This is a genomic window from Fructilactobacillus sp. X1R3C1, assembly GCF_059901545.1.
This window is the reverse complement of the sequence record NZ_JBWXUT010000002.1, coordinates 1-18,190: the sequence shown is the minus strand read 5'-3', so window position 1 is coordinate 18,190 and position 18,190 is coordinate 1. Positions and strand designations below refer to the sequence as shown.

Sequence of the window (18,190 nt, the reverse complement as noted above, 5' to 3'; positions counted from 1 at the left end):
CATTCTGAAGCAAATTCAGAGTGTCTTTTTATTTTTCATCATCAGAAGAAGGCTTCTTATAGACGTCTCTAGGTTTACTTCCATGCTGTGGTCCAATATACCCACGTTGTTCCATATCATCAACAATCCGAGCCGCCCGATTATAACCAATTCGAAACTGACGTTGAATCATCGACGTACTGGCTTTTTGTTCTTTTACAACAAATTTCAGAGCATCATCAAATAGATCATCCTCATCATCGTCTTTTTCTTCTTCTTTAATTTCAGCATCAGTAACCATCATTGAGTCATCATATTCTGGCTCAGCTTGTTTCTTGACAAAATCAATCACGTTTTCAACATCACTATCAGAAATAAAGGAACCTTGGACACGCGCTGGAATGTTTTGATCGATCGGGAGATACAGCATATCACCCCTCCCAAGTAATTTTTCAGCTCCATTCGTATCTAAAATTGTTCTTGAATCAACTCCACTTGATACCGCAAAAGCGATTCTTGATGGGACATTAGCTTTAATCAATCCGGTAATAACATCAACTGACGGACGTTGAGTTGCCAAAATCATATGAACCCCAGCTGCTCTTCCCATCTGAGCTAGTCTAATGATGGCACTCTCCACTTCATTTGAGACCGTCATCATTAAATCAGCTAGTTCATCAACAACCACTACAATGTATGGGAGAGTTGGAAGAGCCGTACCTTCAGTCCGATTCTTTTCTTGAATATACTTATTATATCCACTAATTTTACGTTGACCTGTCTGGGCAAACATCTCATAACGATGTTCCATTTCATCAACCACTTTATGAAGAGCGCGAGCGGCTTTCTTAGGATCTGAAACCACTGGGCTTAAAAGATGAGGAATCCCATTATAAACACCCAACTCAACTTTCTTAGGGTCAATTAACATAAATTTAACCTGGTCGGGAGTAGCTTTTAAAAGAATACTAGTGAGAATTGAATTAATTGCAACCGACTTACCACTTCCAGTTGATCCCGCAATTAACAAATGAGGCATCTTGGTAATATCGCAAGAAACAACGTCACCGTTAACGTTTTTACCCAAAGGAACATTTAGAATACCATGGTTGTTACCAGTCTGATTTTCAAATACATCCCGAAACGAAACGGTCGAAATTGCTTTATTAGGAACTTCGATCCCAATTAAAGATTTGCCTGGAATTGGTGCTTCAATCCTGATGTCTTTTGCTGCTAATGCAAGTGCAATATCATCACTCAAATTGACAATTTTAGAAACTTTTACACCAATTGCTGGATGCAACTCATATTCGGTAACCGATGGTCCTAAGCTTACATTTTTTACCTCAGCATCAACCCCGAAACTCTTTAAAGTCTTTTGTAGAATTTTCGTATTTTTATCGATCGCATTATATTCTGCAGTCTGATCTTGCTCTGGCACTTTAGTAAGGAGATTAGTTGAAGGAAGTTGATAGTGGTTACCAGAAGAATTATTTTCAAAAGTTGGTAAACTCGTTTTGGTTTCATTATCAAAATGATTCCGTTTAGGCTTCTTACTTGCAACCGTTATGTGAGGAGTATTCTCATCTTGTTTAACACCAACATGTTCCGTTGGCTTATTGACTGGAACAGTTGGTGAATTAACGGATGCTTGAGACTTCGAACTGTTCTTCTCATTTTCTTTTTGATGTCCTAGATAATCTTGAAACTGATTTGTCTTTGCTGATTGCTGCTTTTGTAATTTTCGATTATTTCGTCGCTCTTGATTATTCAGGTGCGCCCGATTAAATGACGCAATAATCGCAGTAAACCACTTAGCTGACCAAGTCAAAAAGCCTTTGAGCCACTTAATAACTGGTAGTTTAAAGAAGATGATCGCTCCAACGACCATTAAACTGTAAGCAAGGATCAAAGTCCCAACTAACGAGATAAGGGTATCGAAAAAAGATAATAACGTAGCGCCAATCATCCCACCCCCAACGTTACTAGTAGAGACACCGTTAGTAATATCAGAAAGTAACGCATTGAAGGTGGTGGACACAAAGTTAACATGGGAATTTAAAGAATTCGAAAAGGTAATGGATAAGTTTAAAATCCAACCAATAAATGCTATCAAAAAACCCAAAATATAATGGTAATCGATTCGAGGAATCTTAATTCCCAGAAGCAATAAGATGCCAAAAACACCTAGAAAAATTGTCAAAACCTGGTAGGCGTTCCCAACCACTAACCGAAATACATTAGCAAACAGGGTCCCCGCCATTCCTAAGCTGAAAAATCCTAAAACGGCTATCAACATAAAAATCAAACCAATGATATTTAATTTCTTTTCACCGCAAAAGTTCTTTAATTTGTTCCAAACAGAATTTCTTTTTTTCCTTGGACGACGTTTTCTCGTTATTTTACGCTTTGTAGTTTTACGTTTTGTTTTTCGTTGAGCCAACTAAGGCACCCCTTCGCATTATTTTAATTTATCGTGCTCATAAGTATGAGTCACTTCAAGTCCAGCAAATTTCTGTTGCCTTAAAGCCTCATATATTACAATCGCACAAGTGTTCGATAAATTCAATGCTCGAATATGAGAATCATCTTGAGGAATTCTAATAGCTTGTTTGGAATACTGACGTTCAAAGTTTTCGGGCAATCCCGTCGTTTCTTTTCCAAACAAAAAATAATAATCCACGTTATCATCACTATAATTAGGATCTGTATACACCTTTTTCCCAAACTTTGAAACCAAAAACAACCTTTGCTTGTCTGGAATGGTTTTTAAAAATTCAGGAAGATTCTCGTGATAATTGATCTTAACCTTATCCCAGTAATCTAATCCAGCTCTCTTTAAGTGTTTATCATCAACCGAAAAACCCAACGGTTTAATTAAATCAAGAACGGTATCAGTTCCCGCACATGTTCTTGCAATATTGCCAGTATTAGCTGGCATTAATGGTTCAAATAATGCAATATGATTAGTCATTTACATCCTCCAATAATTCGTTCAATAACTTTCTTTTTCAATTATATCACGCGTCTAATTCCATTTAAGCGCAAAATCGATGTCAATTCAGATCTATAATAGTTATAATTGTTGCAGGAGGTAGTTTATATGACAATCGTTGAACCACTTGTATCAAAATTTAGAGAGGCATCTGCTGAACTTGAAAGTTCTCAATTAAAAATTGCAATTAATCAGGAAATGATGACCCCCAGTCGTGGATTTATCGCAGAAGCATGTAAATATGCTCACGAAAAAAAGCGAAGCCTCGACATCTTAATTTCATCAAATAATAATACTAGTACTTTTAATGATTCTGAGATAAAAATCATGGAAGATGATCTTTTCCAATGCCAAGAGTTAGGTGTTGATGGTGTCATTATTGGTGCTTTAAATGACCAAAATAAAGTCGACTTAGAGGCCATGGAAATTTTGATGGCGGCAGCAGGCGGCATGCAACTGTATTTTTCACCTGTATTTGATCAAATAATTGAAAAAAATTGGACTGATACTCTGAACTGGATTGATAACAATAACTTTGCTGGAGTAGTTGCATCAACCAGAATAGAAAGTTTATCTGCAAAAATAAAAAATTATCAGAATCTTCAGTTAATTCCACTCGTAGAGTCCAAAGATGAATTGGATAAGGTCCAAAAGATTGTTGATCCCAATATTATAATTAACAAAAAATAGCTTCAGCTATAAAAATAATCCCGTAACGCTAAAAACTAACGTTACGGGATTATTTGTTTTTCTCCAATCAATGAACTTTTTTAATGCTCAAAATGACGTGGTCCTCTGAACTTGTGCCATAGAAAAGCACCAACTCCAGCAACTACCACCACAATAATTCCTCCAACTACCCAGGGAATAATGCTCCCATCTTTTTTCTCGTGCTTAGCATCATTTTTGTCATGATCTTTTTTTGCCTTTTTATTTTTCTGATTCTTCTTATCAGATTGATTCTTTTTATCCTTGGCATTCTTATCAGCATTGGTTTTTTGGGAATTATCTTTGGCCTTTGATTGATCCTTGGCTTTTTCATTTGTCTGATTATTACTAGTAGCATTTTTCTGGGTACCAGTAGCTGAACTATCACTAGTCCCGTTATTATTTTTATTCTTACCATTAGTCTGACTACTATTACTACCATTGGAACTCACACCAGCATTAGCACGGTTAGGTTGTTTATTATTTGCCGTACTGTTACCAGTTGATGAATAAATAATCGTCATTTCCATAATATCTGTCGAACTATCACTACCACCAAATGTCATTTGGGGGCCATTACTATTATTTTGTCCATTTTGAATACTAGAATACTTGTATCCAGGAATGTTAGGAATCGACGCAATATAGGTACTACCAGTTGCTCCCATGGCGGTGGTTGCAGGACGAATTACGTGACCATTTTGATCAACGTAGTGAACTACAATCTCCCCTTGACCACTATTACCCTGCGCAAATTGAGTAGTTTGCGCATTAACATGTCCCACATTAGGCACAAACACTCCAATGGTGACCACTGCAAAACTAATTAAAATTAGTGAGGTTACTTTCTTTAAGTTCATAATCCATACTCCATTTCATTTATTTGAAAATGTTTAAGGGTGTTTCTAAAAATTATTTTCACCTAATTAATTTTAGTTCAAGTCGGCAACGTAACGGTAAGCACCTGAAGCTGCTCGGTATCTTAACCATGTGTATCCATTAGCAATTACTTTGCCATCATAAACAACGCTTTCTCCAGCATCATATTGTCCCACAACTTGTGAACTAGTACTTGGTGAAGTTCTAATGTTAGTAGCGTGTCTGAAAGTAAATCGGCCAGAAGTGGGAGTAACGTCTGATTGGTTGTTACCAGAAACAGAACCATTTCCTAATTCAGCAACATAACGGTAGGCACCTGATCCACCACGATATCTTAACCATGTGTATCCATTAGCAATTACTTTGCCATCGTACACTACTCGTTCACCAGCATTATATTGGCCTACGACCTGTGAATTAGTATTTGGAGCAGTTCTGACGTTTGTAGTTTGACCAAATGTATAAGTACCTGAAGTTTCAGTGACATTTGGTTGGTTGTTTGGAGTTGAAGTATTGTTATCTAGTTTGGCAACGTAACGGTAGGCACCTGAAGCTGCCTTATATCTTAACCATGTGTATCCACCGGCATTAACAGTACCATCATAAACAACTCGCTCACCGGCATCGTACTGTCCCACAACTTGTGAACTAGTACTTGGAGCAGTTCTAATGTTGGTAGTTTGATTAAAGGTATACATCCCTGATTCTTGCTTAACGTTTGCATCTGGGTTAGGTGCGGGAGTGGAAGTATTGCTTAATTTAGCAACATAACGATAGGCACCTGATCCACCACGATATCTTAGCCATGTGTATCCATCGGCTTGGACAGTACCATCATAAACAACTCGTTCACCGGCATCGTATTGACCTACAATCTGAGAACTAGTACTTGGAGCAGTTCTAATGTTAGTAGTTTGACCGAATGTATAGGTTCCAGAAGCTGGTGTGACATTTGACTCTGGATTTGAGGCTGGTACGTCGCTTACCTTAGCAACATACAAATCATCACCAGAATATGATTTGTATCTTAACCATGTATATCCATCAGCATCAACAGTCCCATTGTAAATGACACTTTCTCCAGCCTTATATTGTCCTACAACTGGAGCACTTAGGCTTGGTGAAGTTCTAATATTGGTGGTTTGACTGAAGGTATAAGTACCAGAAGCTGGCTTAACATCAGGAGCTGGTAGTGGATTACCTTCATCTTGAAAGGCGATTTGATCGATGCTAGTTAAATTATAGTTACGGACACAGTTAATAAGTGTCTGAGCATAACTAGGATCAGTCGCATATCCATCATTTTGTAAAGCATAGGCTACACTCACGTAATCTCGTACGCCAAGTAAGTTGCTGTAACGTGGGTTGTCTCTTAAGAAAGCACCATGGTCTTCAATGCTTGCAGCCCAGCTTGGGTATAATCTAAAGGCTGCTTGAACAGTAACCCAGTGTCCATTGATGTATTCTTGAGTTGGAAAGTAGATTGATTGACCGTTATAAGAACCTTTGATTCCAAATAAATTGTTACCCTTAACGGCTAATCCAGATCTCCCCCAACCACTTTCAATGATGGCCTGAGCGATTGAAATTGATGGTAAAACACCATATTTCTTCCATCCAGCAATTGCACCAGGAGTCACCTTATTGATAAAGTCCTGAGTATAACTGGCAAAATTAGTGTTATTTGAAACATTAAAATTAGTATATTGTGATGGGCGTTGCACGTTTTGATTTACGTTGTTTTCAACGCTTGAATCATAATAACCAGGACCAATCTGCTTATCTGGAGTGGCAACGTCAGCCTTTAAGTTCACGTTTTGATTTTGATCTACATTCTGTTGATGCTCATTATTATTTTCAGAAACTTTGTTCTCGTTTTCAGCATTATCAGCTGCCTTGAGAGCAACTTCAGAGTCCTGTGCTGATTGTTGACTGGCATCAGCTTTTGGAGCTTTTGTTACTTGCTGTTGATCACTAGTCTTTGAAACTTTTGGTGATTGTTGCTGTTCATTAGAATCATTCTGATCTTTGACATTATTAGTCTCAGTCGATTTTGAAACAGCATTACTATCATTTAATGAGTTAGTTTGAGCTGACTGATCAGTCTTAGTTGGTTGTTGATTATCAGTAGTAACTTCATTTTCGTTCTGAGATTGTTTAGAATCACTTGATTGTAATGTTGGTGTATGTACATTTGTTTCAGAAGAATTCTTAACTTCTGTATTTGTCTCACCATTTACTGATCCTGCTTGTTGTAACTGTGTGGCAGTCTTATTAGTGTTTTCCACTTGGGTTGAACCACTATCGTTTTGGGTTTGATTAGTGTTTGCAACTGTTGGTTGTTCTTGAACAATTTCCTTCTTTGGTTGAACATTTGAAGCCGGTTCACTTTCAGAAACTGGGACAGTACTTACCTTATCAGCATTTACTGAACTATTTAAGTTAAACGTGAACAATGCCGCACTGGCAAAGACCGTACCCATAGCTACTTTCATCCAGCCCTTTTTGGTTTTCACCAATTTGTTACGGCGTTTAGTCTCTCCAGTACTAAGAGCCATTTGGTTGTGCTTCTTAATGAGCTTCTTCATCAATTATCTCTCCTTTTCAAAACTGTAACATCATAATTAAGTATAACATCTAACGATCAAAAATTAATAAAAATATAAACAATATTAATAGTAATTATTCTAAAGTGAAATCTTAAAAATGTCTACCCCAATTTACTTAATTATTTATTTTGGCTCATCTTTAACTCATGAAAAAATATAATTCTAGGACACTGGTGTCCTAGAATTATACGTTTTAGCTAACGAAATATTATAAAAACCAATAAATCTTAATTCAACAACTCTTTAAAATCACTAGGAATTTGGGATTCGACTTTGACGTCTTTTTTTTCAAACGGATCAAAAAAAATTGTCTGATAACAATGCAATTTTTGCCGTTTATTGCTGTGTTCGTAAGGATTATATAGCCAGTCTCCCACAAGCGGATAGCCAATTCTTGCAAAATGAACCCGAATTTGATGTGTTCGCCCCGTATGCAACCTAATTTTGACCAACGACATTCCATTATTAACCTTCAATGTCCAAAATTCAGTTCGACAATATTTGCCGTCATTTCTGACTTCTCGTTCGATAAATGATCCTGGTTTTCTACCAATTGGGAGCACAATCTGCCCGTGCTTGATGTTAAGTTCACCTAACACAACGGCAACATAATATTTTTTTACCTGTCGGTCTTTCAGTTGCTTATCAAGTACCGAATGAGCTAAATGATTCTTAGCAAAAATAACCGGACCACTCGTATCACGATCAAGCCGATTAACGATGTGAACCTTCTTACTTGGATAATCATTACGAACATAATAACCTAAAACACGATTTAAAATTGTGTCATTAGGATAAATATGTGAAGGAACTGAAGCAACTCCGACCGGCTTATCAATTACCAAAAAATTATCATTTTCAAATAAAATCTTAATCGGTAAATTTGAAACCTGCAAAAAATCATTTTGTTCTTCAGGTGGCAAAATAACCTTAACTCGATCACCACGTGATAATTCAAAACTAGTATAAACATCCCTACTATTTACCATCAAGTGACCACCATGATAACGAATATTTTTAAGCAGCGATCTGGTAACCCCATTTTTCATCACAAACGTTCTGACTTTCATGGGTTTATATTCATCATAAATCCAATCAAAACTAATCATCGTCAAGGGTTTCCCCAATGAATGAATTACTTACCCGCTGCCAAAAATGAGTGTGACGATATTTGGCAAAATAAATTCTTCGTTTGGAAATTTTGAATTTAATGGACTTAATTGGACGATCTTTAATTAATAACTGGTCGTATGTTAGAACGTTATGGAGTGATACCTCTGGCACAATCGTAATGGATTCAGTTGGTGGAATAATGATCGGTGAACCAATCGTTCGAAAAACCCGGTTATTAATTGAAGCCATCTCAGCCACTTGAATTGAATTGAACTTAGGCGAAATAATTGCTCCCCCTACTGATTTATTGTATGCGGTTGATCCAGTGGGAGTTGAAATACATAATCCATCGCCACGAAAGTTTTCAAAAAGTTCGCCTTTGATGAAGACTTTGGCCACCATCGTTCCGAACAGTTTTTTAAAGGTAGCCTCATTTAGCGCAATCATATAATCTGGCTGTCCCCCATCAGCATAATCTACTTCGATATCTAATAAGGGATAGCTAACACTTTGACCATTATCATGCTTCAAACTTTCAACCAACTGGGTCACTTCAGTATCACGCCAGTCAGTATAAAATCCCAAATGACCCGTGTGAATTCCAACGAACCTAATCTTGTCAGTCAAATCATCGTAATGATGAAAAGCAGAAAGTAACGTACCATCTCCACCAACGGAAATTACAATTTCAGGATTAAGTTCATCAATTTCTAAATCTTTTGCATTTTCAATCTCTTTTGATAATTCCGATGCAATTCGACTCGAGGTCTCACCATCGTTACTATAAATTGCAATTTTCATTTTTGGTCCCTCGATTCGTGTTTATCGTGTTTATCGTTTTGATCCTTAAGATCTCGATCTAACTCTTGTTTAATCTCTAACATTTCTTCATCCAACTTATAAGCGGTTTCCGATGCCCCCTGTAACCTCTTATGAACTTCAGGAGGAAAAACATCAGGATGCTTATAATTTAAAGAATGTTCAATGGTAGCCCAAAAGTTCATTGCTAAAGTTCTAATTTGAATTTCAGCCAGAATATCCCTTTGCCCATCGACTAACTGCAAGGGATAATTAAATACAATGTGGTATGAACGGTAGCCACTGGCCTTTTCATTATTAACGTAATCCCGTTCTTCTAAAATATTAATGTCATTTCGTTTTCTAAGAATGTCTACTACCGTATAAATATCATCAAGAAATTCACACATAATGCGCAATCCACAAATATCTTCCATGTCTTCAGACAAGCGCGATTCCTCAATGTGACGTCGCTGCATTTTTTCTTTGATACTATCAATTGGTTTAATTCTACTAGTAACAAACTCAATTGGTGAGCGTTCGCCACGTTCTAAGTACTCTGAGCGAATCCCACGTAATTTTAATTTTAATTCCTTTGAAGCTTCTTGATATGGAAATAAAAAGTCATCCCAATTCTTTACCATAAAACAACAATCTCCAGTCTGTCATATTGTTCCAGAAACATAATACCACACTTAATTATCATCCCAGTATAATAAGAGTACTAAAACAAATTTATTGAATTTTTATAAAAAAATGATAATCTAGTAAGTGCGTCGTTATAGAAGAGAAAGATAACAAACTAGGAAAGGAAAAAGTTATGATTGAACTATATTTATTTGTAGACCCAACTTGCAGTGATTGTGCTGAGTCCGAACGAACTATTGATCGTTTATCAAAGCAATTACCCTGTAAGACATCATTTCGAATCATTCCGATCATGAACCTTAGCGTTATATCTGGTAATAAGGAAGCTCACTCACAACTTCTTCCATATAAACTAATCCTTGATTATAAAGCAGCCCTATTTCAAGGAGCAAAAAAGGGTCGAACCTTTTTATTTGCACTACAGCACGACATTCTAAAAAGAAACATGACTTACTGCGATAGCTTAGTTTACGACATTGCCCAAAAAGCTGATCTAGACTTGGAAATGTTTAAAGAAGACCGTCGTTCAAAATTAACTGAGAGCACCTTTCAATCTGATCAACAAATGATTTCAGAAATGAATATCTCAAATCATGGTAATCTAGTAATATTCGACTGTGATTCTTCAGACAACGGTTTACTAATTGATAAAGTTGACTACCAAGAGTTATTTGATATTTGTAACCACATAATTCAAAAGGAATCACGAGAACTTGATGGTAAAATTAAACAACCAAATAATCTAAGGGTCCTCTAGAATAAAAAAAGTGGTTTCGCACCTAATAGTGCGAGACCACTTTTTTATTACTAAAGCCAACCAAACTGGCTCTTTTCAGTATCTAGCTTATTAATTTCTTTCATTTCATCGGGTGTTAACTCAAAATTGAAAATATCCAAATTACTCTTAATCCGATCTGGTTTAGTGGATCGTGGTAAAACAATAATTCCATTTTGAATTAAGAAGCGAAGGCCCACCTGACCAATGGTCTTATCGTGAGCTTGAGCAATCTTTCCCAACGTTTCATTGGTAAAGAATCCATTACGACCTCGTGCAAATGGTGACCAAGCTTCCAGTCGCAAATCATCTTTTTTAGCAACCGGCAAAAAGTCTTTTTGTTGACGAAATACATTAGTTTCAACTTGATCGACAACTGGTTTAATGGTTGCACTCTTCAAAATGGTACTGAGATCACCACCATAAAAATTGGACAAACCGATGCTCTTTAGTTTACCAGCCTTAACTGCATCTTCCATTGCTCTGTAAGTTTCCGTTAAATCACCTGCAGGCCAATGATACAACATTAAATCAATGTAGTCAGTTTGTAGTTTTTCCAGTGCTTCATCAATCATTTTAGTTGCTTCATCATAAGATTCTGGGCTTTCAATCTTAGTGGTCAGAAAAATATCATCACGGTTAACATCACTGTTCTTGATTGCATTTCCAACTTCACGTTCGTTGCCATAATCGCGTGCAGTATCAATCCCAGGATAACCATCCTTTAATGCTTGATCAACACTCTTTTCTGTCTCTCTAGCTGGAATTTCATAGGTTCCAAAAAAAATCTTGGGAATCTTAATCCCATTATTTAAAGTAAATGTTTCATCTCTAGCTGTCATGCAAACACCCCTCCTTAATTAATTACAAGTACAGCATATTCCTCTCACATAATATTTCAAACATTGTGCTTATAGTAAATCTAAAGCATTTTTTCCAGTTCATCTAAGCGTCTTTCAAACTTATCAAAGGCTTGATTTAAATAATCCGGTTTAGTCATATCAACTCCAGCTGCTTTCATAATAGTAATAGGATCCTTACTACTTCCTGATTTTAAATAGTTCAGATACGAATCAATCTTTTTAGGATCTCCACTCATAACTCGATCCGCTAATGCGGAAGCAGCCGCAAAACCAGTTGCGTATTGATAAACGTAGAAATCATAGTAAAAATGAGGAATTCTGGACCATTCAAGTCGAATCTCAGGATCAGAAACAACGTCTTTTCCATAATATTCTTGGTTCAAATTAAAGTAATATTTGTTCATAAAGTCCGCAGTTAACGACTTTCCTTCTTGTTCTGATTGATGGATAAACTCTTCAAATTCAGCAAACTGGGTTTGCCGAAAAATTGTTCCCTTTATTCCATCTAAGTAGGAATTAAGGATGTATTTGCGAACCTCTGGATCTGAATTATTTTTAAGTAAGTAATCAGTCAAGATATTTTCGTTAGTAGTTGACGCAATTTCGGCCACAAAAATTGAATAATCGCCGTACTGGTATGGTTGGTTATGAGAAGTATAGTAACTGTGCATACTATGTCCTGTCTCGTGCACCAAAGTGTATAAATTATCAAGATTATCTTGCCAGTTAAGCAAAACAAATGGATTCGTATCATACATCCCAGATGAGTATGCTCCCGTTCGTTTCCCTTTATTTTCAACTACATCAATCCAGCGATTATTAAATTCTTCTTTAACGTGTTTAACGTAATCCGGACCGTAAACGCTCAGTGCCTTTAAAGCTTCATCCTTCGCTTGCCCAAAGGAATACTTGAGACTTGGTTTTCCACTTAATGGCACGTACATATCATACATGTGTAATTCAGAAACATTCAAAGCTTTTTTTCTGAGCGCAATGTACCGATGAAATAACGGTAAGTGATCATGAACACTTTTTACTAAGGTTGTATAGACAGTTTCAGGAATCTCATTTTCACTCATTGCCATTTGTCTTGCTGAATCATATTTTCTCGTCTGTGCTTCAAAGTTATGAACAGATACTTCTGCTGACAAAGTTGAAGCAAGCGTGTTTTGAAATTGATCAAAGGTTGAGTAAAAGGATTTGAAAGCATTCTTTCTCACTTTTCGATCTTGCGACTCCAAGAGTAAACTATAAATACCGTTAGAAAGCCGTACTTTTTTACCCGACCCATCATTCACCTGAGGAAATTTAAGGTCAGAACTATCTAAGATTCCAAATGTCTTTTCGGGTGCCTCAAAAATTGTTGAAGCCCTAGCCATCAACTTTTCTTGGTCCTCAGGTAAGACATGATCCTGATTAACTAAAATCTTATCAAAAAATCTTCGATATTCTTCCAACTTTGGATTTTCCCTAATAAACTGTTCGATGCTTTCAGACCCTAAGGAAATGATTTCGGGTTCTAACCAAGACTGTGCCTGACCAACTTTGCTTCCTAATTTATTAACCCGGTCCATGTCACTTTGAAGGTTATTATTAGTAGTATCAACATCACTAGCTGACTGAACATAAACATATAACTTTTCATATTTTCGATTCAAGTCCAATACTTGCCTAATTACATTTAAAAGCGACTCACTATTTAAGCCTAGTTTTCCCTTTAATTGACTAACCTTTCCAACTAAATCACTAACTTCACTATATGCTAGTTCAAACTCCGCATGATCCTTATACACAGTAGTCAAATCCCAAGTTAATTCTTTTGGAACCTCGTTTCGATTTGGCAAATCATTTATCTTTGACATTTTACAATCTCCATTTCATGAACGTTTCTTAATCATGATTATCTTAGCATAAACATCTCTATACCACGTAAATTCTTCAACTCGTTCAATCTTTCCATCATCAATCACCAACAGCTTATTATGAATCAAACAAGCCACAAACCTTTGAATATAAGCCTTCCTTACATTTTCAACATTGGTTAGAAAAACAAATTGATCATTTGGATCAGCAAAATGGCTTTCTTGATATACTTTATCCATAAATTGAAAAATACTTTTACCAACCCACTTTTTTAGTTCACAGACGAAAATTATTTCCCAAGTCAACCACTGGTGACCGAAGACTGGAGGCAACATCCGATAATGATGACAAATAAGTGGACATCCAGTCACCGTCTTGCCATTTAGGTAGCAGTATTCCTGTAAAGCCATCATCCCCTGATCACGATAGCGAACTTTCTTCTCAATTTGTTTACATACCTTGATTAAATTAGGCTGCCTTAATTTATCAGATTGCTTTTTGTTAAAAAATTCAAACATTGAATACCAGCGTTTAAATGACTTCTCTCGGTAACGATAGACCCCATCAACTTGATGAATTTGGTAGCGGATAAAATATCGTGATCTAAAAGAATTCATATAAACAAGATAGTACCCCGTGTTTTTATGATATCTAATGAATTGAAGTACTGAAGGACTTGAAACCTTCTTTTTATAATATTTCATTCCCAAGATCCAAGAAGATTCCAGACCAATTGAATGGTAACCAGCTACCCGTTTACTCAACTGTTGAAAGCTAATAGGGCTGCATTGATACTCAATTGCCATATTATTCAAAAGAATATCCGCTCGTTGTTTTAAAGTTGGTAAATATACCTCTACATCAGCATCACATGGTAACGAGTTTAATATGATGTCTTTGCCAAGTGTATGCGCATAAGATTCACCGGCTCCCGTTTTACACTTCGAATTTGCTTGATGAGCAAAATGTGGAATTTTATTAATACCTTTTTTCAAAACCACCAATTCACCACAATCACAGCAATAATATTTATGATTCCTTTTGGCATCTCGTGCCATAATTAGCTTTCCATTTTCTAAAGCCATTAACATAAAAAAGACCCTTCGCAATATACGAAAAAAGATTCGCTAAATGCGAATCTTTTTACTTAAAATAATATGCAATTGTTTCAAGTGCATCACCAACCGTAATTTGCTTACCATACTTCTTTAATTTGTCTTCAGTCAGTGGTGCAATTTTCCCATACTCATAAACAATTCCCATTTCATCATTAATCATATGATTAAGGTCATCAAGATTAGAATTACCCTCACTATCGTACTGACCATTCAAATAGTATCTAAACATAATAATATACGAATTTTGATATTGATACAAATCAGTTTTTAATTCTACTGAATGGCGGGGAGTAACTTCCTTCCATTTATTGGCAAGACCAATTAAATCATCAAATGAATTGAATTTGATTGGAATTAGTCGTTTACCAGTCTTTTTATCAAAGATATCATACATCTTGCGAATTTCATTAACGTTTTTGCTGGTTCTTTGTTTTCCATTTTCATTTAATGGAGGTAACATCCCATCATTATCGCCAATTTGATTCGAAATATTCTTATCTTTACTAATAAATAACTCTAATCCATCTTGGCTAGGAAGAATTTGAAACAAAACCGTATCTGTATCCGTAAAGTCTTTTTCAACGTCAGCTTCATCAAGAATGCTATAGAAAAATTGTTCACATTTTTCTCGATTTCCTAAAAGATCAAGCATTCCAATTCCATGTTTTTTTAAGTCTTCCTTGTTAATCAGTACACGGATTGTATCTTTGTTAACACGATGGAATTTCATAAAATGAATCGCCTCCTAAATCCTAATTGCCTTTCTTATTTTAGGCAATTCAACATTAACCTTTTTGCCAGCGGCTTGTTGTGCTTGCTGTAACAATTTTACATGACTACCAATTTGAGGGAGATGACTTATTAACAGGTTCTTACTATCTGACAATCGAGCTAAGTGACCCGACTGTTTAGAAGTCATATGCCACAATTCACCATCCACATCCTCAAAGAAATTCGTATCTGATATTAACATATCAGAGTTCTGAACAAAATTAATCAGACCATCAAAATAACGTGTATCAGCTGTGTAACTCAATACTTTTCCAGATGATCGTTCAACAATCTTCATCGCAAAGGCTGGCACGGGATGGATTGTCTTTAAAAACGTGACTGTAAATGGTCCCACTTCAAGTTCACTATCGACACTAAAGGGTTCTTTTTCAGTCGAATTGGGCCAATCTAACTGGTTGTAATGAATCTGATCAGCTGTGTTTCCGTAAATTGGCAAAACATCGGTGTCATAACGTTTATCACTTAACTGCCAATAATACTGTAACACCCCAACATCAGCGATATGATCTGCATGATAATGTGACAAGATAACTGCATTTAATTTTAGTGGATCTAAAACCCTTTCTAATGAAAGCATTACTCCGCTCCCACAGTCAATTAACAAATTAAAGTTACCGCTAGTAACTAAATATCCACTAGTACCAATTCCATCATAAGGATAACCACCATAATCACCTAAAACCGTAAGTTTCATTTTTATCCCCCATTTCCAAAAATTAGGACATTTTCCTTTTAACTCATTAGGATTTATTCTAAACTAATTATGAAGCAATTTACATCAAAAGGAAGTTAATAATATGATAAGACAAATTTCTGTAACATTTGGCACGAAGAATGTATTAGTGCACATCATGAAAAGTAATCCTGAAAGGGATTTAGCACTATTCTCCACCAACAATAATGATTCGGGCCTCCAACTCCTGGATTACAGTGGAAAGGAATCAATTTTTAAAAGTCCCATCACTTATGACGTCCTTTCACACGTTGGCGAAGATAACTGGAGTTATTTCATTAATTATGTGGAACTTTCACCATCTGATGACCAACGTAAAGTTTTAGATGCAAACATGAACACATTCATGAGTAGTCCTGAATTACCAAGCGGAATGTTTTCGGGGTATTATATGTCAGATTCAAAGGATCATACTAAGCGTATTATTCTCACTTTATGGCGTGGAGCATACGCATACAATGATTGGGCTAATCGTCCTGAAAGTATTGTTTCTAAATTTAAAAACGATCCTAACATTGATTACCGCTCAGCCAGTTATCAACGGGTTGCACCAACAAATAATTAATAGATATAAAAAAAGAGATGAATAATTCATCTCTTTTTTTATATGATAATGATACGGTTCGTACGAGACTCGAACTCGTGATCTCCTGCGTGACAGGCAGGCGTCCTGAACCAACTAGACCAACGAACCAAAATTGCGGGAGCTGGATTTGAACCAACGACCTCCGGGTTATGAGCCCGACGAGCTACCAGACTGCTCTATCCCGCGATAATTATATAGTAAAAATAATGATGACCCGTACGGGATTCGAACCCATGTTACTGCCGTGAAAGGGCAGTGTCTTAAACCACTTGACCAACGGGTCATAATAAACGGAGAAGGAGAGATTCGAACTCTCGCGCCGCTTGCGCGACCTACACCCTTAGCAGGGGCGCCTCTTCAGCCACTTGAGTACTTCTCCAATGGGTCTAGGTGGACTCGAACCATCGACCTCACGCTTATCAGGCGTGCGCTCTAAACCGACTGAGCTATAGACCCAAATAAAACAAATAAAAGCGGGTGACGAGAATCGGACTCGCGACAGTAGCTTGGAAGGCTACGGTTTTACCACTAAACTACACCCGCATAAAAATATTAAATTAAGTGGCGCGGGACAGAATCGAACTGCCGACACACGGAGCTTCAATCCGTTGCTCTACCAACTGAGCTACCGAGCCATTTAAGCGGTTCGTACGAGACTCGAACTCGTGATCTCCTGCGTGACAGGCAGGCGTCCTGAACCAACTAGACCAACGAACCAAAATTGCGGGAGCTGGATTTGAACCAACGACCTCCGGGTTATGAGCCCGACGAGCTACCAGACTGCTCTATCCCGCGATAATATAAAGGAGGATGAGAGATTCGAACTCTCGCGCGATTTGACTCGCCTGACGGTTTTCAAGACCGTTCCCTTCAGCCAGACTTGGGTAATCCTCCAAAAACAACAAAGTAATTGTAACATATAAGTCAATAAACCTCAACGCCCACCAAACAGCGTTCGGATGGACCTTGTAGGACTCGAACCTACGACCGGACGGTTATGAGCCGTCTGCTCTAACCAACTGAGCTAAAGGTCCAAGACCTAATCGCGGCAGAGGGGATCGAACCCCCGACCTCCCGGGTATGAACCGGACGCTCTAGCCAGCTGAGCTACACCGCGATTTAAGATACATAAAAGTATCTAATCGGGAAGACAGGATTCGAACCTGCGACCCCCTGGTCCCAAACCAGGTGCTCTACCAAGCTGAGCTACTTCCCGATGAATGCACCTAGTAGGAGTCGAACCTACAACCTTCTGATTCGTAGTCAGACACTCTATCCAATTGCGCTATAGGTGCATAATAATATGCCGAGGACCGGGATCGAACCGGTACGGTCATCACTGACCGCAGGATTTTAAGTCCTGTGCGTCTGCCAATTCCGCCACCCCGGCATTATAAATTGACATAAGCGGAAGACGGGATTCGAACCCGCGACCTCCACCATGGCAAGGTGGCGTTCTACCACTGAACTACTTCCGCATAAATGCCGACTAGAGGATTCGAACCTCCGACCCCCTGTTTACAAGACAGGTGCTCTGCCAACTGAGCTAAGTCGGCATACATGCTATTTATATAAATAATGAGCCGTGGCGGGTTCGAACCGCCGACCCTCTGATTAAAAGTCAGATGCTCTACCAACTGAGCTAACGGCTCAATATGGAGGATACAGGGATCGAACCTGTGACCTCCTGCTTGTAAGGCAGATGCTCTCCCAGCTGAGCTAATCCTCCAA

At 37.5% G+C, this 18,190-nt stretch carries 15 protein-coding genes and 19 tRNA genes; 3 read left to right on the top strand and 31 right to left on the bottom strand.

Annotated elements, in window-relative coordinates; translation table 11 throughout:
* Positions 1–28: 28 nt before the first annotated feature.
* Both AC6UD8_RS02280 and AC6UD8_RS02275 read right to left on the bottom strand, forming a co-directional pair.
* Positions 29–2,422, bottom strand: coding sequence for an FtsK/SpoIIIE family DNA translocase (locus AC6UD8_RS02280; protein ID WP_500699356.1), 2,394 nt, complete (start codon positions 2,420–2,422; stop codon positions 29–31).
* 18 nt (positions 2,423–2,440) lie between these two features.
* Entirely contained in the window at positions 2,441–2,953 is a 513-nt protein-coding gene (locus tag AC6UD8_RS02275) for a tRNA (cytidine(34)-2'-O)-methyltransferase (protein ID WP_500695525.1), read from the bottom strand.
* A 129-nt stretch (positions 2,954–3,082) separates the two neighbouring features.
* Between AC6UD8_RS02275 and AC6UD8_RS02270 the strand changes: the two genes are divergently transcribed.
* Positions 3,083–3,664 (top strand): copper homeostasis protein CutC, encoded by a 582-nt coding sequence (locus tag AC6UD8_RS02270; RefSeq protein ID WP_500699354.1) that lies wholly within the window; start codon positions 3,083–3,085, stop codon positions 3,662–3,664.
* A gap of 80 nt (positions 3,665–3,744) precedes the next feature.
* On the opposite strand, the gene AC6UD8_RS02265 is transcribed toward AC6UD8_RS02270, so the two are convergent.
* The 5 genes from AC6UD8_RS02265 to AC6UD8_RS02245 all read right to left on the bottom strand — a co-directional run bounded on the left by AC6UD8_RS02265 (position 3,745) and on the right by AC6UD8_RS02245 (position 9,725).
* The gene (locus AC6UD8_RS02265; protein WP_500699352.1) at positions 3,745–4,542 is read right to left on the bottom strand and encodes a MucBP domain-containing protein; all 798 of its coding nucleotides are present in this window, start codon (positions 4,540–4,542) and stop codon (positions 3,745–3,747) included.
* Between the two features lie 72 nt (positions 4,543–4,614).
* The gene (locus AC6UD8_RS02260) at positions 4,615–7,149 is read right to left on the bottom strand and encodes an SH3 domain-containing protein (RefSeq protein ID WP_500699350.1); all 2,535 of its coding nucleotides are present in this window, start codon (positions 7,147–7,149) and stop codon (positions 4,615–4,617) included.
* 248 nt (positions 7,150–7,397) lie between these two features.
* Positions 7,398–8,279: an RluA family pseudouridine synthase gene (locus tag AC6UD8_RS02255; RefSeq protein ID WP_500699348.1), complete on the bottom strand. Its 882-nt coding sequence runs from the start codon at positions 8,277–8,279 to the stop codon at positions 7,398–7,400.
* Entirely contained in the window at positions 8,272–9,084 is an 813-nt protein-coding gene (locus AC6UD8_RS02250) for an NAD kinase (protein ID WP_500693946.1), read from the bottom strand. Before AC6UD8_RS02250 ends, AC6UD8_RS02255 begins: the two co-directional genes overlap by 8 nt.
* A complete protein-coding gene (locus AC6UD8_RS02245) occupies positions 9,081–9,725 on the bottom strand; it encodes a GTP pyrophosphokinase (protein ID WP_500699346.1) in 645 nt (214 codons plus the stop codon). The genes AC6UD8_RS02250 and AC6UD8_RS02245 overlap by 4 nt, the downstream gene beginning before the upstream one ends.
* A gap of 176 nt (positions 9,726–9,901) precedes the next feature.
* Here AC6UD8_RS02245 and AC6UD8_RS02240 point away from each other — a divergent pair, with 176 nt between their 5' ends.
* Positions 9,902–10,486, top strand: coding sequence for a DsbA family protein (locus tag AC6UD8_RS02240; protein ID WP_500699344.1), 585 nt, complete (start codon positions 9,902–9,904; stop codon positions 10,484–10,486).
* 50 nt (positions 10,487–10,536) lie between these two features.
* On the opposite strand, the gene AC6UD8_RS02235 is transcribed toward AC6UD8_RS02240, so the two are convergent.
* The 5 genes from AC6UD8_RS02235 to AC6UD8_RS02215 all read right to left on the bottom strand — a co-directional run bounded on the left by AC6UD8_RS02235 (position 10,537) and on the right by AC6UD8_RS02215 (position 15,834).
* Positions 10,537–11,346: an aldo/keto reductase gene (locus AC6UD8_RS02235; protein WP_500699342.1), complete on the bottom strand. Its 810-nt coding sequence runs from the start codon at positions 11,344–11,346 to the stop codon at positions 10,537–10,539.
* Between the two features lie 80 nt (positions 11,347–11,426).
* Positions 11,427–13,229, bottom strand: a complete 1,803-nt coding sequence (pepF, locus tag AC6UD8_RS02230) for an oligoendopeptidase F (RefSeq protein WP_500699341.1) — start codon at positions 13,227–13,229, stop codon at positions 11,427–11,429.
* Between the two features lie 15 nt (positions 13,230–13,244).
* Entirely contained in the window at positions 13,245–14,288 is a 1,044-nt protein-coding gene (locus tag AC6UD8_RS02225) for a competence protein CoiA (RefSeq protein ID WP_500699339.1), read from the bottom strand.
* 85 nt (positions 14,289–14,373) lie between these two features.
* On the bottom strand, positions 14,374–15,078 hold the full coding sequence (locus AC6UD8_RS02220; RefSeq protein WP_500699337.1) for an adaptor protein MecA: 705 nt from the start codon (positions 15,076–15,078) through the stop codon (positions 14,374–14,376).
* A gap of 15 nt (positions 15,079–15,093) precedes the next feature.
* Positions 15,094–15,834 carry an MBL fold metallo-hydrolase gene (locus AC6UD8_RS02215; RefSeq protein WP_500699335.1) on the bottom strand — a complete coding sequence of 247 codons (741 nt, stop codon included), beginning with the start codon at positions 15,832–15,834 and terminating at the stop codon, positions 15,094–15,096.
* Between the two features lie 103 nt (positions 15,835–15,937).
* On the opposite strand from AC6UD8_RS02215, the gene AC6UD8_RS02210 reads away from it, so the two are divergent.
* The gene (locus AC6UD8_RS02210; protein ID WP_500693954.1) at positions 15,938–16,438 is read left to right on the top strand and encodes a hypothetical protein; all 501 of its coding nucleotides are present in this window, start codon (positions 15,938–15,940) and stop codon (positions 16,436–16,438) included.
* A gap of 54 nt (positions 16,439–16,492) precedes the next feature.
* On the opposite strand, the gene AC6UD8_RS02205 is transcribed toward AC6UD8_RS02210, so the two are convergent.
* The 19 genes from AC6UD8_RS02205 to AC6UD8_RS02115 form a co-directional block, all read right to left on the bottom strand.
* A tRNA-Asp gene (locus tag AC6UD8_RS02205) sits at positions 16,493–16,567 on the bottom strand.
* 4 nt (positions 16,568–16,571) lie between these two features.
* Positions 16,572–16,645 (bottom strand) — tRNA-Met (locus AC6UD8_RS02200).
* A 24-nt stretch (positions 16,646–16,669) separates the two neighbouring features.
* Positions 16,670–16,742: transfer RNA gene (locus AC6UD8_RS02195), tRNA-Glu, on the bottom strand.
* Between the two features lie 8 nt (positions 16,743–16,750).
* Positions 16,751–16,838: transfer RNA gene (locus AC6UD8_RS02190), tRNA-Ser, on the bottom strand.
* Positions 16,839–16,840: 2 nt separating this feature from the next.
* Positions 16,841–16,915: transfer RNA gene (locus AC6UD8_RS02185), tRNA-Ile, on the bottom strand.
* 16 nt (positions 16,916–16,931) lie between these two features.
* Positions 16,932–17,002, bottom strand: a tRNA-Gly gene (locus AC6UD8_RS02180).
* A 19-nt stretch (positions 17,003–17,021) separates the two neighbouring features.
* Positions 17,022–17,094 (bottom strand) — tRNA-Phe (locus AC6UD8_RS02175).
* A 7-nt stretch (positions 17,095–17,101) separates the two neighbouring features.
* Positions 17,102–17,176: transfer RNA gene (locus AC6UD8_RS02170), tRNA-Asp, on the bottom strand.
* A gap of 4 nt (positions 17,177–17,180) precedes the next feature.
* Positions 17,181–17,254 (bottom strand) — tRNA-Met (locus tag AC6UD8_RS02165).
* 9 nt (positions 17,255–17,263) lie between these two features.
* Positions 17,264–17,353, bottom strand: a tRNA-Ser gene (locus tag AC6UD8_RS02160).
* Positions 17,354–17,419: 66 nt separating this feature from the next.
* Positions 17,420–17,493, bottom strand: a tRNA-Ile gene (locus tag AC6UD8_RS02155).
* 9 nt (positions 17,494–17,502) lie between these two features.
* Positions 17,503–17,576: transfer RNA gene (locus AC6UD8_RS02150), tRNA-Met, on the bottom strand.
* Between the two features lie 25 nt (positions 17,577–17,601).
* Positions 17,602–17,675, bottom strand: a tRNA-Pro gene (locus tag AC6UD8_RS02145).
* A gap of 5 nt (positions 17,676–17,680) precedes the next feature.
* Positions 17,681–17,754 (bottom strand) — tRNA-Arg (locus AC6UD8_RS02140).
* A 9-nt stretch (positions 17,755–17,763) separates the two neighbouring features.
* Positions 17,764–17,849: transfer RNA gene (locus AC6UD8_RS02135), tRNA-Leu, on the bottom strand.
* Between the two features lie 16 nt (positions 17,850–17,865).
* A tRNA-Gly gene (locus AC6UD8_RS02130) sits at positions 17,866–17,937 on the bottom strand.
* Positions 17,938–17,942: 5 nt separating this feature from the next.
* A tRNA-Thr gene (locus tag AC6UD8_RS02125) sits at positions 17,943–18,015 on the bottom strand.
* A gap of 23 nt (positions 18,016–18,038) precedes the next feature.
* Positions 18,039–18,111 (bottom strand) — tRNA-Lys (locus tag AC6UD8_RS02120).
* Positions 18,112–18,115: 4 nt separating this feature from the next.
* Positions 18,116–18,188 (bottom strand) — tRNA-Val (locus AC6UD8_RS02115).
* Positions 18,189–18,190: the final 2 nt, after the last annotated feature.